The organism is Paraburkholderia sp. J69-1 (genome assembly GCF_905220255.1).
In the GTDB taxonomy this organism is placed as follows: domain Bacteria; phylum Pseudomonadota; class Gammaproteobacteria; order Burkholderiales; family Burkholderiaceae; genus Paraburkholderia.
This window is the reverse complement of record NZ_CAJMZG010000006.1, coordinates 145,500-162,313: the sequence shown is the minus strand read 5'-3', so window position 1 is coordinate 162,313 and position 16,814 is coordinate 145,500. Positions and strand designations below refer to the sequence as shown.

13 protein-coding genes are annotated in these 16,814 nt (G+C 62.9%); 7 read left to right on the top strand and 6 right to left on the bottom strand.

The window, feature by feature from the left end; all coding sequences use genetic code 11:
- Window positions 1-43: 43 nt before the first annotated feature.
- Window positions 44-997, bottom strand: coding sequence for a LysR family transcriptional regulator (locus U5A67_RS12875; protein WP_321814856.1), 954 nt, complete (start codon window positions 995-997; stop codon window positions 44-46).
- Between the two features lie 99 nt (window positions 998-1,096).
- On the opposite strand from U5A67_RS12875, the gene U5A67_RS12870 reads away from it, so the two are divergent.
- On the top strand, window positions 1,097-2,263 hold the full coding sequence (locus tag U5A67_RS12870; RefSeq protein WP_205987008.1) for a mandelate racemase/muconate lactonizing enzyme family protein: 1,167 nt from the start codon (window positions 1,097-1,099) through the stop codon (window positions 2,261-2,263).
- Window positions 2,264-2,321: 58 nt separating this feature from the next.
- Here the strand turns inward: U5A67_RS12870 and U5A67_RS12865 are convergent, their stop codons facing one another.
- The 4 genes from U5A67_RS12865 to U5A67_RS12850 form a co-directional block, all read right to left on the bottom strand.
- The gene (locus U5A67_RS12865; RefSeq protein ID WP_321814857.1) at window positions 2,322-3,077 is read right to left on the bottom strand and encodes an SDR family oxidoreductase; all 756 of its coding nucleotides are present in this window, start codon (window positions 3,075-3,077) and stop codon (window positions 2,322-2,324) included.
- A gap of 75 nt (window positions 3,078-3,152) precedes the next feature.
- Window positions 3,153-4,271: an Ig-like domain-containing protein gene (locus U5A67_RS12860; RefSeq protein WP_321959702.1), complete on the bottom strand. Its 1,119-nt coding sequence runs from the start codon at window positions 4,269-4,271 to the stop codon at window positions 3,153-3,155.
- Between the two features lie 378 nt (window positions 4,272-4,649).
- Window positions 4,650-5,633: a DUF6492 family protein gene (locus U5A67_RS12855; protein WP_321814859.1), complete on the bottom strand. Its 984-nt coding sequence runs from the start codon at window positions 5,631-5,633 to the stop codon at window positions 4,650-4,652.
- A 24-nt stretch (window positions 5,634-5,657) separates the two neighbouring features.
- The gene (locus U5A67_RS12850; RefSeq protein ID WP_321814860.1) at window positions 5,658-7,769 is read right to left on the bottom strand and encodes a hypothetical protein; all 2,112 of its coding nucleotides are present in this window, start codon (window positions 7,767-7,769) and stop codon (window positions 5,658-5,660) included.
- 242 nt (window positions 7,770-8,011) lie between these two features.
- Here U5A67_RS12850 and U5A67_RS12845 point away from each other — a divergent pair, with 242 nt between their 5' ends.
- The 6 genes from U5A67_RS12845 to U5A67_RS12820 all read left to right on the top strand — a co-directional run bounded on the left by U5A67_RS12845 (window position 8,012) and on the right by U5A67_RS12820 (window position 14,826).
- Window positions 8,012-8,731 carry a polysaccharide biosynthesis/export family protein gene (locus U5A67_RS12845; RefSeq protein ID WP_205987004.1) on the top strand — a complete coding sequence of 240 codons (720 nt, stop codon included), beginning with the start codon at window positions 8,012-8,014 and terminating at the stop codon, window positions 8,729-8,731.
- A gap of 49 nt (window positions 8,732-8,780) precedes the next feature.
- Entirely contained in the window at window positions 8,781-10,124 is a 1,344-nt protein-coding gene (locus U5A67_RS12840) for a hypothetical protein (protein WP_321814976.1), read from the top strand.
- Window positions 10,102-11,763: a glycoside hydrolase family 44 protein gene (locus tag U5A67_RS12835; RefSeq protein WP_321814861.1), complete on the top strand. Its 1,662-nt coding sequence runs from the start codon at window positions 10,102-10,104 to the stop codon at window positions 11,761-11,763. The genes U5A67_RS12840 and U5A67_RS12835 overlap by 23 nt, the downstream gene beginning before the upstream one ends.
- A gap of 53 nt (window positions 11,764-11,816) precedes the next feature.
- Window positions 11,817-13,181 carry an oligosaccharide flippase family protein gene (locus U5A67_RS12830; protein ID WP_321814862.1) on the top strand — a complete coding sequence of 455 codons (1,365 nt, stop codon included), beginning with the start codon at window positions 11,817-11,819 and terminating at the stop codon, window positions 13,179-13,181.
- Between the two features lie 441 nt (window positions 13,182-13,622).
- Complete coding sequence (locus U5A67_RS12825) at window positions 13,623-13,934, top strand: hypothetical protein (RefSeq protein WP_321814863.1); 312 nt, start codon at window positions 13,623-13,625, stop codon at window positions 13,932-13,934.
- Between the two features lie 58 nt (window positions 13,935-13,992).
- Window positions 13,993-14,826, top strand: coding sequence for a WecB/TagA/CpsF family glycosyltransferase (locus tag U5A67_RS12820; RefSeq protein WP_241024626.1), 834 nt, complete (start codon window positions 13,993-13,995; stop codon window positions 14,824-14,826).
- A gap of 89 nt (window positions 14,827-14,915) precedes the next feature.
- Here the strand turns inward: U5A67_RS12820 and U5A67_RS12815 are convergent, their stop codons facing one another.
- A complete protein-coding gene (locus U5A67_RS12815; RefSeq protein WP_321814864.1) occupies window positions 14,916-16,328 on the bottom strand; it encodes an undecaprenyl-phosphate glucose phosphotransferase in 1,413 nt (470 codons plus the stop codon).
- Window positions 16,329-16,814 lie beyond the last annotated feature (486 nt).

Below are 16,814 nucleotides of genomic sequence, written 5' to 3'. Positions count from 1 at the left end.
AAAGTATGAATTCACTGGGCGCGCGCCGGGCGTGTGCCGTGGGTCATTTTCTGACGGTTTTCCTGCGTCCCGCAGCCGTTTTGCCGAGTTCGACCGGCACGAACGGCGCCTCGAAATGCTTGACGAGAAAGTCGATAAACGCGCGGGCGCGGGTGGATTCGTTACGTTGGCCGGGGTAGTAGACGAACAGGTCCGCCGAGGGTAGCACCACATCGGGCAGCACGAGCTTGAGCCTGCCGCTTTGAATGTACTTGGCCAGATCCCACTCCGAACGGATCAGAATGCCGTGGCCGTCCAGCGCCCAGCGCAGCACGATATCGCCGTCGTTGCTGGAGAGCGCGCCGCTCACCTTCAGCGCCTCCAGATGATCGTTCTGCATGAATTGCCACACGCCGAAGGTGTCGTCGTTTTGCGTGTGAATGATGCAGCGATGCGCGAGCAGATCTTCCTTGCGCTGCGGCACGCCATGCCGCTCCAGATACTTCGGCGACGCGCACAGAAAGCGCCGGTTGCTCATCAGACGCCGCGCGCGCAACCGCTGGTCCGGCAATTCGCCGAAGCGGATCGCCATGTCGAACGCGCCCTCGACCAGATCGACCGGGCGATCCGTCACGACGAACTGGATTTCCACGTGCGGATAACGCCTGGCGAATTCCGATACCAGCGGCGCAATGGTGGTGCGCCCGAAACCCAGCGTCGCGTTGATACGCAGGCGGCCACGCGGATCGGCGGCCGAGCCTGAGATGGCGTCTTCCATCTCCCGCACCTGTTCGAGGATCTGCGCGGCGTAGCGCGCGAAGGTCTCGCCTTCGGGCGTCAGGCTCACGCTGCGGGTCGTGCGGTTCACGAGCCGCGTGCCGAAGCGTTCTTCCAGAATGCCCAGCCGTTTGGTCGCCGCGGGCGGTGTGATGCCGATCGATCGTGCAGCGCCGGACAGGCTCTTGAGCTTCGCCAGTTGCACGAAAAACTCGAAATCGGAAGTGGAATCAGTTCTCACTTTTAGTAAAAAATGAAATGAATTGAGGTGAAGTATAGGGCGGTCTGCGGCGGCTATGCTACGTCCCATTGCAGCCGCGTCAGTCCAGGAGACAGCACCATGAAAATCGTCGAGATTCGCGAAATCACCGTTCCGATCAGTTCGCCGATTCGCAACGCCTATATCGACTTCAGCAAGATGACGCTGAGCCTCGTTGCCGTGATCACCGATGTGATGCGCGACGGCAAGCCGGTCGTGGGCTACGGCTTCAATTCGAATGGCCGTTATGGGCAGGGCAAGCTGATGCGCGAGCGTTTTATTCCGCGCATTCTCGAAGCCGATCCCGCTGCGCTGGTGAACGATGCCGGCGACAATCTCGACCCGCACAAGATCTGGGCGACGATGTTCACCAACGAAAAGCCCGGCGGTCACGGCGAGCGTTCGGTTGCAATCGGCACGATCGATATGGCGGTGTGGGACGCGGTGGCGAAGATCGAAGGCAAGCCGCTTTTTCAACTGCTCGCCGATCGTTACGGCAACGGCCAGCCGCAGCGCAAGATCTTCGTCTACGCGGCGGGCGGTTATTACTACCCGGGCCAGGACCACGACAAGCTGAAGGACGAAATGCGCAGCTATATCGACCGTGGCTATACGGTCGTGAAGAAGAAGATCGGTGGCGCGTCGCTCGACGAAGATCTGCGCCGTATCGATTCGATTCTCAGCGTGCTGGGCGATGGCCAGAAACTGGCCGTGGACGCGAATGGCCGTTTCGATCTGGATACCGCGATCCAGTACGCGAAAGCGCTCTCGCAATACGATCTTTTCTGGTACGAGGAGGCGGGCGACCCGCTCGACTACGAACTGCAGGCAACGCTGCGCAACTACTACGATAAGCCGATGGCAACGGGCGAAAACCTGTTTTCGATGCAGGATGCCCGCAACCTGATCCGCTATGGCGGCATGCGCGCTGACCGCGACTGGCTGCAATTCGATTGCGCGCTGAGCTACGGTCTGGTCGAGTATCTGCGCACGCTCGACATGCTGCGCCAGCATGGCTGGTCGCCGAGCCGCTGCATTCCGCACGGCGGGCATCAGATGTCGCTGAATATCGCCGCCGGTCTGGGCCTGGGCGGCAACGAATCGTACCCGGATCTGTTCCAGCCGTATGGCGGCTTCCCCGATGGCGTGAAAGTCGATAACGGCTTTATCACGATGCCGGATCTGCCGGGCATCGGCTTCGAGGGCAAGGCCGATCTTTACGCGCAAATGCGCAAACTGTCTGATTGAAGCGGCTCGCTTCGATTTCCTTCGCCCGGATGGCGTTTCAAGCGCAGTTTCAAGCGCATCAAGTGAGATTCAACCCGCCATCCGAAAGCAGGATTTCTCCGGTCAGATAGTCCGACGACACGAGCATCGCCACTGCCTGGGCGATGTCGTCCGGCGTGGCGGCGCGGCGCATCGGCGAGCGTTCCTTCCAGAGCTGTTGCGCGCCGGTCCAGTCGGCCGTGAGCGGCGTATCCACGAGGCCGGGCGCCACGGCATTGACGCGAATCTCCGGCGCCAGCGATAGCGCGAGCAGGCGGGTCACGTGATTGAGCGCGGCCTTGCTCGCGGCATAGGGAATCGACGCGCCCTTGGGCCGCACGCCCGCATGCGAACTGACGTTCACCACGCAACCCGGCTTGCCACGCGTGGCCGCTTCGCGCAACGCCGCCTGCGCTTCGGTCACGAGGCGAAACGGCGCAACCACGTTGATCTCGTGCAGTTCTTGCCAGACGGCCGGCGTGGCGGCGGCCAGATCGTCGTGAGGAATCACGCGGCTGATGCCGGCGTTATTGACCAGCACATCCAGCCGTCCCCAGACCGCGATGGCTTCGCGGATCAGCCTGACACGCTGGGTATCGTCGGCGAGATCGGCTTGGATGTAGACCGCGTTGCCCGTTCCGCTGCCCAGTTCGCGGGCGACCGCCGCGCCGGCCTCGGCGGAACTGCGCGAATGCAGAACGACGGCATGGCCATCGCGCGCAAGCCGTCGCGCGATGGCCATGCCAATGCCGGAAGTCGAGCCTGTAACGAGAGCAACGGGGCGATCAGGGTTCATCGTGAGCGTGGTGGTCTGATGGGATTCGATCAGTATGAACGCACATCGCCACATCGCGCCCCGATACGAACAGTCTCACCCGTTCGACGCCATGAAATCGGTCACCGCCTTGAACCAGCCCGCAGTCGTATCGATCACGAGCAGACTGCCCGTGGACGGATCGATCTGGCTGCTCGAAATCCACAGGATGCAGCCATCCGCGCCCGCGCTTTTCAGTGCTTTGAGGCGATACATCATCTGGTCGTAAGTGAGGATTTCGCTCGCGTTGCTGCTATCGGTCCAGACGGGCGTGATGTAAGGCAGCACTTTCTTCGACGTGCCGTTGAGCGTGTCGAAGGCGCGCGATTGCTCGACGGCATAGACGGCCGCGCTGTTCCAGTCGGTGTCGCCGGTGGACGTGCCGTCGTAGCCGTAGTTGTAGAGCGACGGGCTGTAGTAATCGACCAGCGCCGCCACGGCCGCATATTGCGGATTCAGCGCGTCGTAGGTCGTGGCCGTGGTCGAACTCCAGCCGAAGGTGTTCTGCGGCACTTCCGCGTAGAGCCCGACGACCGCGCTGGGATTGTCGGCCTTGAAGTCCGTGAGCGCTTCGGTCAGGTTCTGCACGATGGTCTGGCCGTTGCCGGTCGCGGTGGTGGGATAGAAGCGTTTGGTGTCCCAGACTTCGAGGTCGAGCGAGACCGGGATCGCGCCGGTGCTGTCCGCGCTGGCGGCGGCGGTGGCGATCTTGGTGGTATCGACGGTGTATTCGTCGGTGCAGCTCGTGAGCGGGCAGGTGACCAGCTTGCTGGAGTAGAGCAGGTTGAGCGGCGTGATGCCCAGACCTTCGAACCACGTGTCCGAAATCGTGTTGACGCCGCTGGCGTCCTGATACTGCTTGAGCTTGAGGAATTCGTAGACGGTGAACGCTTTCGCGCAGGTGACGCTGGCGCTGGCTTCCTGAGCGTCGCTGGTGGCCGTGATCGTGGCGCTGCCGACGGCTTCGCAGGTGACGGCGCCGTCGTCGGTGACGGTCGCGACGGTCGTGTCGCTGCTGTTCCATGTGACGCCGGTGTTGCTGGATGCGACGCTCGCGGTCAGTGCCGATGAATGCCCGACCGTGAGCGAGAGCGTCGTTGGGCTGACCGTGACCGTGCTGCTAGTGGACGTACTGCCCGAGCCGCCGCCGCCGCATCCTGCCAGCGCCGTCAGCATGGCCAGGCTCGCGCTCAAGGCGCCCGCAAAACGGCGAATTGCGCGACGTCCAGCCCGATGTCCTTTTTTAGATCCCGTCAAAACCTTTCAGCTCCTTTCGATATTCGATTGCCTGCCCGATCGACGCGGCAGTTAATCACTTATTTGCGCTTTATTCTCGCGCTAACGTTTGCGCGAATAAGAATGCAATGGCATGCCGATTAATCGGCATTAACCGGAAATATCAGGCGGACAAATCTGCATTCGCCCGGCTCACGTTCCTGATAACGGAACGCCAGCGGAAAAATGAAGGGGAAGCCTGAAAGAAAACAGGCAGAAGGGGCGGTAATTCTGACCGGGCTGCCGTGGCGGCAACCCGGTAATCGTCATTTATCCAGCTCAAGCCGAGACCATGCCGCGCAGCTTGTTCAGCAGTTTGAGCCCGCGCCGGGCGATGGCGGAGTACAGCTCGGCACCCTTGAGCGCGGCGTCGAAGTGACGCTCGTACGGCTGCACCTTGATCGGGAAATACGGCGAAAGCTTCTCGACCACCTGCTCCAGCGGAATATGCGTGTTGCTCTGCACCACGGCGAACAGGCCGTCGCTGCTTTCGGCGAAATGCTGCGCGGCGCTCCATTCCTTCATGTCGTTGGCGAACCAGACGCTTTCGGCGGCGTGCAGCGTGCGCTGGCCCGGCAGCGGGAACGCGTGATACTGGTCGAGCAGGCCTTCGCGCTCGGCGTTGAGCCAGTACAGCGTGTATTCGGTCCAGTCGATCGCGTAGTTGGAGAGCAGCACGCGGCGCCAGTCGGTGCCGTACATCTGCGCCAGATGCTCGTGCAGTTTCAGGCAGAGCGTGCGCGAGAGGATCGTGGGCGTCCACCAGAGGCCGTCGCGGTCGAGGCCCGGATCGACGTTCAGCAGTTTCGCCGACGCTTCCCAGAAACGCGGCTCGGCGGTACGCGGCTGGCGGTGCGTGAGCGCGCGGCCGTCGTGAATCAGCGTATCGACGGTAAACGGATGCGTGGCGAAGCAGTCCGGGTCGAACACGAGGAAATATTCGGTCTCGATCCACTCGGGCGCATTCAGCTTGATGATCTGCTGGCGGTGCCAGTTGCGGATCTGATGGCGCTGCGAGAACTCCGCGAAGACGCCCATATAGAGCGATTCGTCGATCACCTCGATCGGGAAGTCGGCCCACGCTTTCGCATAGCCTTTGACTTCGTCGACTTCTTCGTGCGGCACCACGAGCACGATGCGGTGAAACGTATCGGGCGTGGTGAAGTGGCGCAGCGACGAAAACAGGATGTCGCAGCGGCCGATGTTGTCGGCGTAATGCCGTCCCCGGGTCTTGATCGGCAGGATCGCGCTGATTTGGGCCATGGTGTTCCGGTCTGTCGCCGGTAATTAGAAGAAGCGGTAGATGAAGTCGGGAATATAGGCGCGACGGTGCGTCAGCGCGAGGCCGATGAGGCGGCCGCCTGCGTCCTGCACCTGCGTTCGCAGGGTCAGCGCGATGGGCTTGCGCGTGGATTCGGCGCGCACGGCAAGGATCGTGGCATCGGCCAGCGCGGCGTTTTCCACGCCGGCGAACGACTGGCTCGCAGGCGGCGCGTGCAGCACGATGTAGTCGTGCGCGGCGCGCAGCGCGTCGAAAAGCTCGCGGGTCTGATGCCACGACGCCGGGAACATGCCGTTGCGCGGACGCGCCACCACGATGTTGTGGCCGTCGACGCGTTCGTAGACGAGGTCGTGCGGATTCGCGGGCGCATCCGCGGATGCATCCTTTGCCTGTGCGTCATTCGCGCCGGCCGTGCGGGCCGAGGCGTAGCCGGGCCACCGCAGCAGGCCGCCCGCATCGGGCAGGCCGTAGAGCGGCGCGGCCTCCGGCGCCGATGCCATGTCGAGCACGAGAACCGGCTTGTCCGAACGGCTTTCGAGTTCGGCGGCGAGGCCGCGAATCACATCCTGCAAGCCGTCGTTCTTGCCGAAGGACAGCGCCATCACCAGTTTCGCGCGCGAGTCGGTGCTCGCGTTGATGGCGGCGATCATGCGGCCATAGGTCAGATGCACGGGCCGGCTGACGGCGGGCGTGAGCGCGTCGGCGCCGCCGCGGCGCGGGCCGGTCTGCGCGAGCGGCGCGGCCAGCACCGGCAGCAGCAGCGAGCGTTCGGCCTGTTCCGGGCTCAGGAAAGTTTCGCGCATGCTGGCCAGCACGAGCACCACCAGCGCCGAAATCAGCAGCCCCGCAGCCACCGCCGCCGAGACGATCAGGCTGCCCGGCACGCTGCGCTCCGAAGGCGGGAAGGGTGTCTGGATCACGCGCACGTTCGTGCTATTGACCTGACTCACCTGGCCTTGCTGGATCTTCGCGAGTTCGACCTGGCGCGAGCGTTCCTTGAAGTTGTCCGCGAGAATGTCGCGACTCGCCAGCATCTGGCGCATCTGGCTCGAAATATCGCTGAGGTTTTTCAGGCGCGCGCGCGCATCGGTGATCTGCTCTTCGAGCGCGTGCTGCAAGGCGGTTTCGCCCGCGATGCTCGCGTTCAGCGTGGACAGCTTGCCCTGCACCACGTCGTAATAGTCGTTGTGACCGAGGCGCGTGGCCGTGGTCATTTCCTTCTTCTGACGCGCGATATTGGCGCGCATGTCGGCGACCTGCTGGTCGAGCTGCGTCACGAACGGCGAGCCCGGCAGATAACGCGCGGCGAAATCGGCGCGGCGCGTTTCGAGCTGCATCAGCGAAAGCTGCATCGTGTCGAGCGCGTGCGCGGCTTCGGAATCGTCCGTGTAAATGGGAATGGTGGCGTTCACGCCTTTCGACGAAGCCTGCGTGGACTTCAGTTCGCCGCGGTCCTGCGCGAGCTTGGTATCGTTTTCGAGCTTGTGCTGCACGAGCTGGCTTTCCAGCTGCACGGCGCGCGCGATCTGGTCGTCTACATCGACGATGCCGTGCTTCTTCTGGAAGGTCAGCAGGTCGGCGTTGGCGCGGTCGAGCTGGACCTTGACGTCGTCGAGCTGGCCGGTCAGGAAGTCGACCCGGCCCGACGTGAAGATGGTCGCGCGGCGGCGGAAATATTTGTCGAGCAGGCGCGACAGGGCATCGGCGGCGACTTTCGGGTCGGGGTCCGAGTAGTTCAGCGTGATCGTGTTGGCCAGGTCGTTCTGTTCGATATGCAGACGATGTTCGAAATTCGCCAGTTGCGCGTTGATTTCGCGCTCGCTTGCGTTCGGCCCCAATTTCGAAATGATGACGTCGCGATGAAGCTCAGGGCTGCTGAGGATCTGCGCTTCGACGCTGTCGAGCTGGCCGGCGGCGGGCTGCAGGCCGGCGGAACCATTGGTATTGTTGGACTGATCGTAGTATCCGGCGAACAGCACGAGCAGGGTGGCCTGCGCGCGATAGGGCATCGGCACCGCCAGCGCGACGATCACCCCGATCGTGACAATGGCAAGAAATACCGCTGCTGCAATCTTGCGGTAATAAAAAAAGGTGTTGAGATAATCCCGGATCGTCAAATCAACAACTGCTGCCCTGCGGTCAGGCCTGGTCCTAGTTGTAATAACCATATGGTTGTGGTTCCTGGCCCACAAGTTAGATACCGAAGGCGCATATAATACGTAAGAAAACATGGCTCAGCCGGTATTTCTATAAATTTCGCGCGGTCGCTGTCGTTCGCTGATGACACTTTTCAGGTGTTATCGTTTGCCTTCGCGCAACGGCCAGTCGGCGCCACCCAATTAAACGCTCTACACGCTCGATGAATACAATTCGCCCGGCTTTCGTCCTGGTGCTGATGATGCTGACCGCCTGTACCCGCACCTGGGTGGAGCCGCAATACCAGCGACCGGCCAACTTCGCGACCTGGGTCGATTCGACCCCTTCCATTTATCGCATTCAGGCGGGCGACGACCTGTCGGTCACGCTGCCTTTCAACGCCGAACTGAACTATCGCGGCCCGGTCGCGCCGGACGGCACGCTGTCGATGCCGTTCGCGGGCACCCTGCCGGCGGCCGGCCTTTCCGTGGCGCAGCTGGCCGAAAGCATCAACAAGGCGCTCGCCACCAATGGCGTCACGGGCAACGCGCATGCAACGGTCGCGATCGCGCAGTCGTCTTCGCATATCTACGTGGGCGGCCAGGTGGGCAAGCCCGGCGAAGTGCCGCTGCATCCGGGCATGAGCGTGCTGCAGGCGGTGATCGAGGCGCAGGGCCTGCTCGACACGGCGCGCACCAATGAAGTCGTGCTGATCCGTCGCAGCCCGGACGGCCGCCCCATGCTGCACACGATCAATCTGGACGCGCTCACGCATAGGGGCGATTCGGCGCAGGACGTGATCCTGCAGTCGTCGGATACGATCTTCGTGCCGAAGTCGTCGATCGCCGAAGTCGATCAATGGGTCGACCAGTACATCGACAAGGTGTTGCCGTTCAATCGCGGCCTCGACTACACCATCTCGAACAATCACATCCTGTACTAAAGGTATCGAGGGCACAGGAAGCACTCTCAGGCAGAACACCTTGTACGAGATGGAAACCGCCACTTCGACGGCCCGGTCCGCGCCTGTGTTTTCGGCCGAGCCGGCGCGGGCGCGCGTCCTGCTGTGGCTGCTCGCGCTGCTGCCGCTGTTCGGCCAGACCTTCCACTACATCAGCGCGCTTGCGCCCTTGTGGGCGCTGTCGAAGGCGTTCCCGATCCTGTCGCTGCCGGCCGCCTTGCGGCTGGCGGGCCATCCGCGCTTTCCGGTGACGCGGCAGATTCTCATCAGCTTCGCGTGGCTCGTGCTGTTTCCGAGCTTCGCGGCGATGTTTTATTTCCACGAAGGTTTCTTCACCAGTATTACTGCGCAGGTGAAACTCCTGCCTTTACTTTATTTCTTTTCTTTCCTCGCCTTACTGCTGACGCTCGAACCCACGCTGCACGAACTCGAACGCAGCTTTATCGTCGCGGGCATGATCGTGATCGGCGCGCTGATCCTCATGTGGGCCGTCGTGCCCGATAGCTGGTATCGGGACGATTACGTGATCGGCCAGTCGCCGTTCTTTACCGCCGACATGCGCGGGCACCGTATCCGCATGTCGATGTATTTCCCGATCATCCTGCTGTTCTTCTGCTACCGGCGCGCATTTTTCGAGCGGCATCTGGGCTATTTTCTCGGCGCGGCCGTGGCCTTCGCCGTGACGCTGCTGATCGTGAAAACGCGCGCGATGATCATCGGCATCATGGGCGTGCTGATCATCAATACGTTTATCTGGTCGCGGCCGATGGCGCGCGTCGGCCTGCTGGTATGCGGGCCGTTCGCGCTCGTGGGCATGTTCTCGGCGGGCTATCTGGCCACGACGTTCAATCTGAATTCGGCCAACGGTTTCGACACGCGGCGTATCTCGATCGATCTGGCTTCGCGCTTTCTCGGCGACGAACCGATGCGCTGGCTGTTTGGCGTGGGCACCATCAGCCCGACGAGCCGCGACAGCCTGTTCGACTACTTCCACCATTTCTTCTTTCTCGCCGACATCACCTGGCTGGGCATCGTATTCGAGTACGGCCTCGTGGGCGCGCTGATCATCCTCTTGTATCAGGTGCGCGGCATGATGCTGTACCGCCGACTGCGCGCGAAAGTCGACGACGATTTCCTTGGCTCGCTGTTCGATTACCTCGTCTATATTCTGGTGATTTCGTTCTTTTATCCGCCCACGCTCACGCCTGGCGAAACCGCGGTGATACTCGCGATCTTCGTCTATATCTGGCGCGCGGGCGGTCTGGGCGATCAGGCCGAAACCCATGCTGACCATGCCACCGACCAGGACGTCGACCACGACGCTTCCGATGAAGCCGCCCCACGGAGCGACCATGCCGCGCACGCGACGCCCTAGACTTTTTCTCGCGCCGCTTGCGGCTGCGTTGCTGGCAGCGGGCACGGCTTCGTGCACCGAAGCCACCTCAGAGCCGGCGCCGGTTGCCATCAGCGTCGATGCGGCCGCCAATCGCCATGCAATCAGCCCGCTGATTTACGGCATCAACTTCGGCACCACGGCAACGCTGCGCGATCTGCGCGTGCCGATCAACCGTTCGGGCGGCAATAGCGCGTCGGCGTATAACTGGCGGCTCGATGCGCGCAATGCGGGCAAGGACTGGTATTTCGAAAGCGTTGCCGCCAATCCGAACGATATCAACGATCAATACGGCGATCGTTTCGTTACGCTGAGCCAGGCAGGCGGCGCCACGCCCATCATCACGATTCCGATGCTCGGGCGCGTGGCGAAACTCGGGCCGCAGCGTCAGACGCTGGCGAGTTTCTCGATCGCCAAATACGGCACGCAGCCCAATCACGATGTGGATGGCACGCCGGACGCGGGCAATGGAGTCGGCATGGGCGACGTGCCGATCACAAGCAACGACCCGAACGACGCCACCGTGCCCGACGACGCGCAGAACGAACAGGCGCGCGTGGCCGCGCTGGTGGCGCAGTTCGGCGGCGCGAATGCGGGCGGCGTGCGCTATTACGCCATGGATAACGAGCCGAGCCTGTGGCACGTGATTCATCGCGACGTGCATCCCACTGGCGCGCATGCGCGCGAAATCGCCGACAAGGTCATGGCCTATTCGCGCGCCGTGAAAAGCGCCGACCCGCACGCGAAAGTGCTCGCGCCGGAAGAGTGGGGCTGGGCCGGTTATTTCCATAGCGGCTTCGATCAGCAGAACGCCGTTGCGCATGGCTACGATCACGCGCCGGACCGCGAGAACGAAACCCAGGGCATGGACTACGTGCCGTGGCTGCTGTCGCAATGGAAAGCGGCGGGGCATCCCGTTGACGTATTGAGCCTGCACTTCTACCCGCAAGGCGGCGAATACGCCGATGGCGGCGCGGCCAATACAGCCGAAATCATGCTCAAGCGCAACCGCTCGACGCGCGATCTCTGGGACCCGCACTATACGGACCCCACGTGGATCAACAGCGTCGTGGCGCTGATTCCGACGATGCGCCGCTGGGCCAATACCTACTACTATGCAGGCACGCCCATCGCGCTGACCGAATACAACTGGGGCGGCGAAACGCTGATGAACGGCGCGACCGCGCAGGCGGACCTGCTGGGCATCTTCGGGCGCGAAGGACTCGATATCGCCACGCGCTGGGGTTCGATCGATCCTTCGATGCCGGTGTACAAGGCGATCAAGCTCTATCGCAACTACAACGGCAATGGCGGCGCCTTCGGTACCACCAGCGTGACGGCCAATGCGCTCGACCCGGACACGGTGGCCGCGTTCGCAGCCTTGCGCGCGAGCGATCATGCGCTCACGCTCGTAGTCATCAACAAACAGCTCGACCGTCCCGCCGATGCTGCGGTGTCGCTCGCGCATTTTGCTGCGAACGGCGCGGCCGAAACCTGGCAACTCGCCAATAACCAGCTTGCGCGCGTGCAGGACGTGCACTACACGAACGGCACCTTGCGCGCGACACTGCCGCCGCAAAGCGTGACGCTATTCGTGCTGCGCGGCAGTGCTGCATCATGATTCGCCATCCTGATTAATCGACGACCCGACTCTTGCAACCGGATAAACCGCACGTGAGCGATACCCAAACCGCGCCCGCTTCGAGCGGCGCTTCGATCGTCCGCGGCTCGCTCGTGAGCCTGGGCGTGCGCCTGCTCGATCTGCCGAGCCGCTACGGTTTCCATTTGCTGACCGCCGCCGCGCTGGGCGTGGTGCAGACGGGCAACTTCTATATCGTGTTCAGCACGATGGTGGCGCTCGCGGGTTTCGGGCGGCTGGGCATCGATCAGGCGCTCACGCGGCAGATCGCCATGGACGTGGCCTCAAGCCGCGCCGGCGCCGTGCGGCCCGCGATCAAACGTGCGCTCACGCTGGTGGTGCTGGCCTCGGTTGCGATTTCCCTTGTGCTGGCCGCCGGTGCTGCTGCGTTCGCGCAGTACGGTTTGAAGAAGCCCGATCTGGCGTGGCCGCTCGTGCTGGGTGCGCTCGCCTTCGTGCCGCAAAACGTGGGCGCGGCGCTCGCGGGGGCGCTTGCCGGGCTGCAGCGCGTGGGCCTGAGCCAGATGATCTATTCGTGGCTGTGGCCCGCGATCTTCTGCGTTGCCGCGATTCCGGTCGTGCTCACGGGCGGCATGACGGTTGCGCACGCACTCATGTTGATCGCCGCGAGCTTCGCCGTGACGGCGCTGGTGGGCGCGATCCTGCTCAAGCGGGCGCTTGCGGCTGTGTCCGCTGGCGAGTCTGCGGATGGCGAGTCGGCACGCGAAACCCCGCGCCTTCTCAAACCGGGGTTGTCCCTTTTCGGGCTGGAATTCACCAAGCTGCTGATTACCTCCGCGCCTGCGATCGTGCTCGGCATCGTGGCGACCTCGCGCGAGACGGGGCTGTTCGCGCTGGCATGGCGGCTGGCGCTGGTCGTTAACCTGCTGATCAGCGGCGTGACCGGCATGGCCGCGCCGCGCTTCGCCAGCCTCTATGCGCGCCGCGATCTGGCGGGTTTGCAGCGCAGCGCGGCGCAGGCGGTGGGCATCGTGCTGTGTCTCGCGCTGCCGTGCACGATCTGCATGCTGCTGTTCCCGGAGCGCCTGCTGGCGCTGTTCGGCGCGGGATATGGCGCGGGCGCGACGGCCTTGCGCGTGCTCGCAATCGGTCAACTGGCCGCGGCGTGTTTTACGGCGATGCCCGAATTGCTCGGCATGACGGCGCATACGTCGGTGCTTTATCGGATCAACTTCTATTCGGTGGCCGTGCTGCTGATTGGTCTTGCCGTGCTCGCGCCGCTGGGCGGCAGTGTCGGCGCGGCGGCGGCGGCTTCGCTGGCAGTGGCGGTGAACGGCGCGATTGCGGCGTGGGCAGCGCATCGCCTGCTGGGCGTTGCACCGCTGGCGGCATTGTGGGCGAAGGCGAGTGCGCGGCTTTCGCGCGACACGCGCAACTGATCAGGATGCCGAATCAGTGGCCGACGCGTTAGCGTACCGGCTGCTCATGCAGATTCGCCGCGCCCTTGAGATGCGCGGCCCGGCGTAGCGCGAGCGCCACGATGCTCAGCGTCGGGTTCGCCTGCCAAGGCGATACCGGCGGCGCCGGCTCCCACGATGCACACGTTCCCTTGCAGCACGCTGCCGGCGGGGATCTCACGAGCGTCGACAATCATATTGAACGTAAAGCGCGCTGCGGATGAAGCGGAGTTGAATGGGAAATCGGTGTTTTATATTGCGCGCAAACGTTAGCGCGTGCGTATTGTTCAGATATTAACGGTCGATCGGGCGATATTACCGGGATCGCCACGCACTGCCGCGATGTTTTAAATCGGACTAATGGTTTGCGTGCCGCCGGCACTATAAGGAAACTCCCTTACGGCAAATTACGCAGCCGCCGCGATGTTCGCCGTTTCGTGCTGCGAATACGATGGTTTTCCCTACGGCCACGCACGCTTTCGAGGCGACAGTACAGGGTTTCCGGGCAATCCGGCTCAATCATCTGACGAATTGAAATATGAAAGGTCACATGCCGAAGATAATTTCTTTGTGCGTGTGTCGTTGAAAAAACACGTCAGCCTCACCCGCTTTTTGAGATGCGCTGGTACTATTCGTTTTGCAGTTTTTCTGCGAATAAAACCATACGTCTTGGCTTTGCCAGGAGACCAAACAACATCACGTCGGACGAATCGCCTCTTTAACCTGCGCGCTTGATTGCGTGCGCGTTTCTGGGCGGTATGCATCCGTGCGGGAAGTCGGGGTTGTAAAAACAATGAGCACTGCGCTTTCTCAAACGGCGGCGCCGGAAGCGACCGCACAGGCAGGATCGGCTGCATCGGCAGCATCGTTGCCCAGGATCACGTTGTTCGGCCTCGACATTGCCGCGGTGCCGTTCGACACCGCGCTCGACGCACTGTGCGAAGCCGCGCAGCAACGCGACGGTCGCGCGCGCGTGACGGTCACGCCCAACGTCGATCATCTCGTGCGGCTCGACCGCCAGCCCGAACTCAAGGCGCTTTATCGCACCGCAGACTTTCTGTTCGCCGACGGCATGCCGGTCGTGTGGGCAAGCCGTGCATTCGGCAAGCCTTTGCCGGGCCGTGTGACGGGCGCGGACCTCGTGCCCGCACTGTGCGAGCGCGCGCGCGTGGGCGGCTGGAAAACCGTGATCGTGGGTGGCATGCCGGGCCAGGAACAGACGCTGTTGGATGGCCTGGCCACGCATTTCCCCGGACTCGACGCGCAAATCATCGCGCCGTCGATGAACTTCGATCCGACCGGCCCAGAAGGCGATGCGATTGCCGAGCGCGTACGCGCGATGGCGCCCGATATCGTGTTCGTCTGCATCGGCATGCCCAAGCAGGAGCGCTGGGCGTTCCGTCACGCGCCTTCGCTGCAGGGCGGCCTGATGATCTGCGCCGGTGCGGCGATCGAATTCGCGGCAGGCCTGCAAAAGCGCGCGCCGATGTGGATGCAGCGTTCGGGTTTCGAATGGTGCTGGCGCATCATGCAGGACCCGGCGCGTTTGTGGCGCCGTTATCTGGTCGACGATCGCCACTTCCTGCGCATCTGCTGGCGTCAATGGCGTATCGGCCGCGGTATTTGATTGCGCGTCCGGCCCGCTGGAGCCGATAAAGCAAAACGCCGGTGCCCCAAAAGGGCACCGGCGTTTTAGTTTGTGTGTGCTGGAAAGGCCTAGATCGCGTTGCGGCCCGAAATGATTTCGGGGATCGTGCGCATGAGGATCTGCAGATCGAGCCAGAGCGACCAGTGCGTGATGTAGTAGCGGTCGTATTCGACGCGGCGCTGCATCTTGTCGGGCGTATCCGTGATGCCGCGCAGACCGTTGATCTGCGCCCAGCCGGTGATGCCGGGCTTCACGCTATGGCGCAGCATATAGCCGGGAATCAGGCGTCGATAGAGTTCGTTGTGTTCGGCCGCATGCGGGCGCGGACCGACGAGACTCATCGAGCCGCCCAGCACATTGAGGAACTGCGGCAGTTCGTCGAGCGAGCTACGGCGCAGAAAGCCGCCAATCGAGGTGATGCGGTTGTCGCCGGCTACGGCCTGACGCACGATGCCCTTGTTGGCGGCTTCTTCCTCGCGCGTGAACATCCGCATCGAACGGAATTTGTGCACGACGATCGGCTCGCCGCGCTCGCCGTAGCGCAACTGGCGGAACAGGATCGGGCCCGGCGAATCGAGGCGGATCAGGATCGCGATGGTGATCATGATCGGCGAGAGCAGCAACAGCATGACCATCGCGCCGACGATATCCACCGTGCGCTTGAGCACACGCGAGAGCCCGAGGATCGGCATGTCGTGCAGCGCGAGCAGCGGCACGCCCGCGAGGTCGGTGCTGTACGTTGCGAGATCTTCGACGAAGCGCGATTCCGGCACGAAATAAATTGCGGCCGTCGAATCGTAAAGCTGCTGCACGATGTCGTTCGTGATGTTTTCGCCGTCGAGCTGGCCGGTGGCGATAAAGACCGTTTCGAAATCGTTGGCCTGAATACGCGGGGCAGCATCGGCAAAACGGCCCAGATATGGCGGCAGCGTTTCGCCCGCGCGCGGCACCACGGGCGTGTCGTTGTAATAGCCGATCACGCGGATACCGAGAATCGGCGAGCGGCGCAGGCGCAGATTCAGCTTGCGCGCTTCGCTGCCCATGCCGAAGAACGCGGCGTCGCGCTGGTTGCCGGGCGCATTGTTGATACTGTGCGCCGCGCCGCGCAGCACCGCGAGACCGGCGAGTTGCAGCGGCAGCGCGAGCGTGGCCCATTTCGCCAGTAACACGATGCTTTCCTTGCCGCCCAGCCGCGCGCCTGCGATCAGCAGCACCAGCGCGACGCCCAGCGGCGCCCAGCGCATGGCGCCGCGCCCGAGCATCCACCAGAGATCGCGGGCGCTCGCCAGCAGATGGAAACGCGCAAACAGAAGAAAGGCGGCAACGGCTAACAGACCCGCGAGCGCTCGCAAATAGATCAGCTCGCCGCCCGAAACGTGCGGCGGCAGCAGTGCGAGAAAGGCGCCCGCATTGAGGGTCGCGCTGAGCCCGCCGGCCAGCGCCATGAAAAGGCGATGATGATGGCTAGACTGGGTGGACATGACGGCTTCGGCTGGTTCGTGCAGCTAACGACTCGACAGCGTTCATCAGGCCCGGCGACGCTTAAGCGGCCGGGGCTCGGGTGGTGCATGGGGAGTACGTCTGCACGAGACAGGCGTAAGACGTGCGCAAATGGTGCCGGGCAGTTTGGGTTCGCCGGTCTGGCCGGCGAGACACAGCTCGCGTCTGAACATTTGCGGTCGGTAGCATGCGGTGAACGGGCGGACGCTTTTCTGGCGGGTGCGCTTGTGTTCCTGCATGCGGGCAGATGGCCTTTCCCCGATGGCCGATGGCACCTGTTGTTCGAACCGGCGGCCCGAGTGGTCTAGATTCGGGTCGTTATTCCGGAGCAACGGGTTGCCATCCGATATTCGCGCTCATCTTACCAGCGACCTATGTATTTTGCTTACTTCAAATTGACGCTTCGTTAAAAAGACCTGCGTGTGTGGTCAATTCGTCACTGCACGGAGTTTCTACGTTTGCTGAAC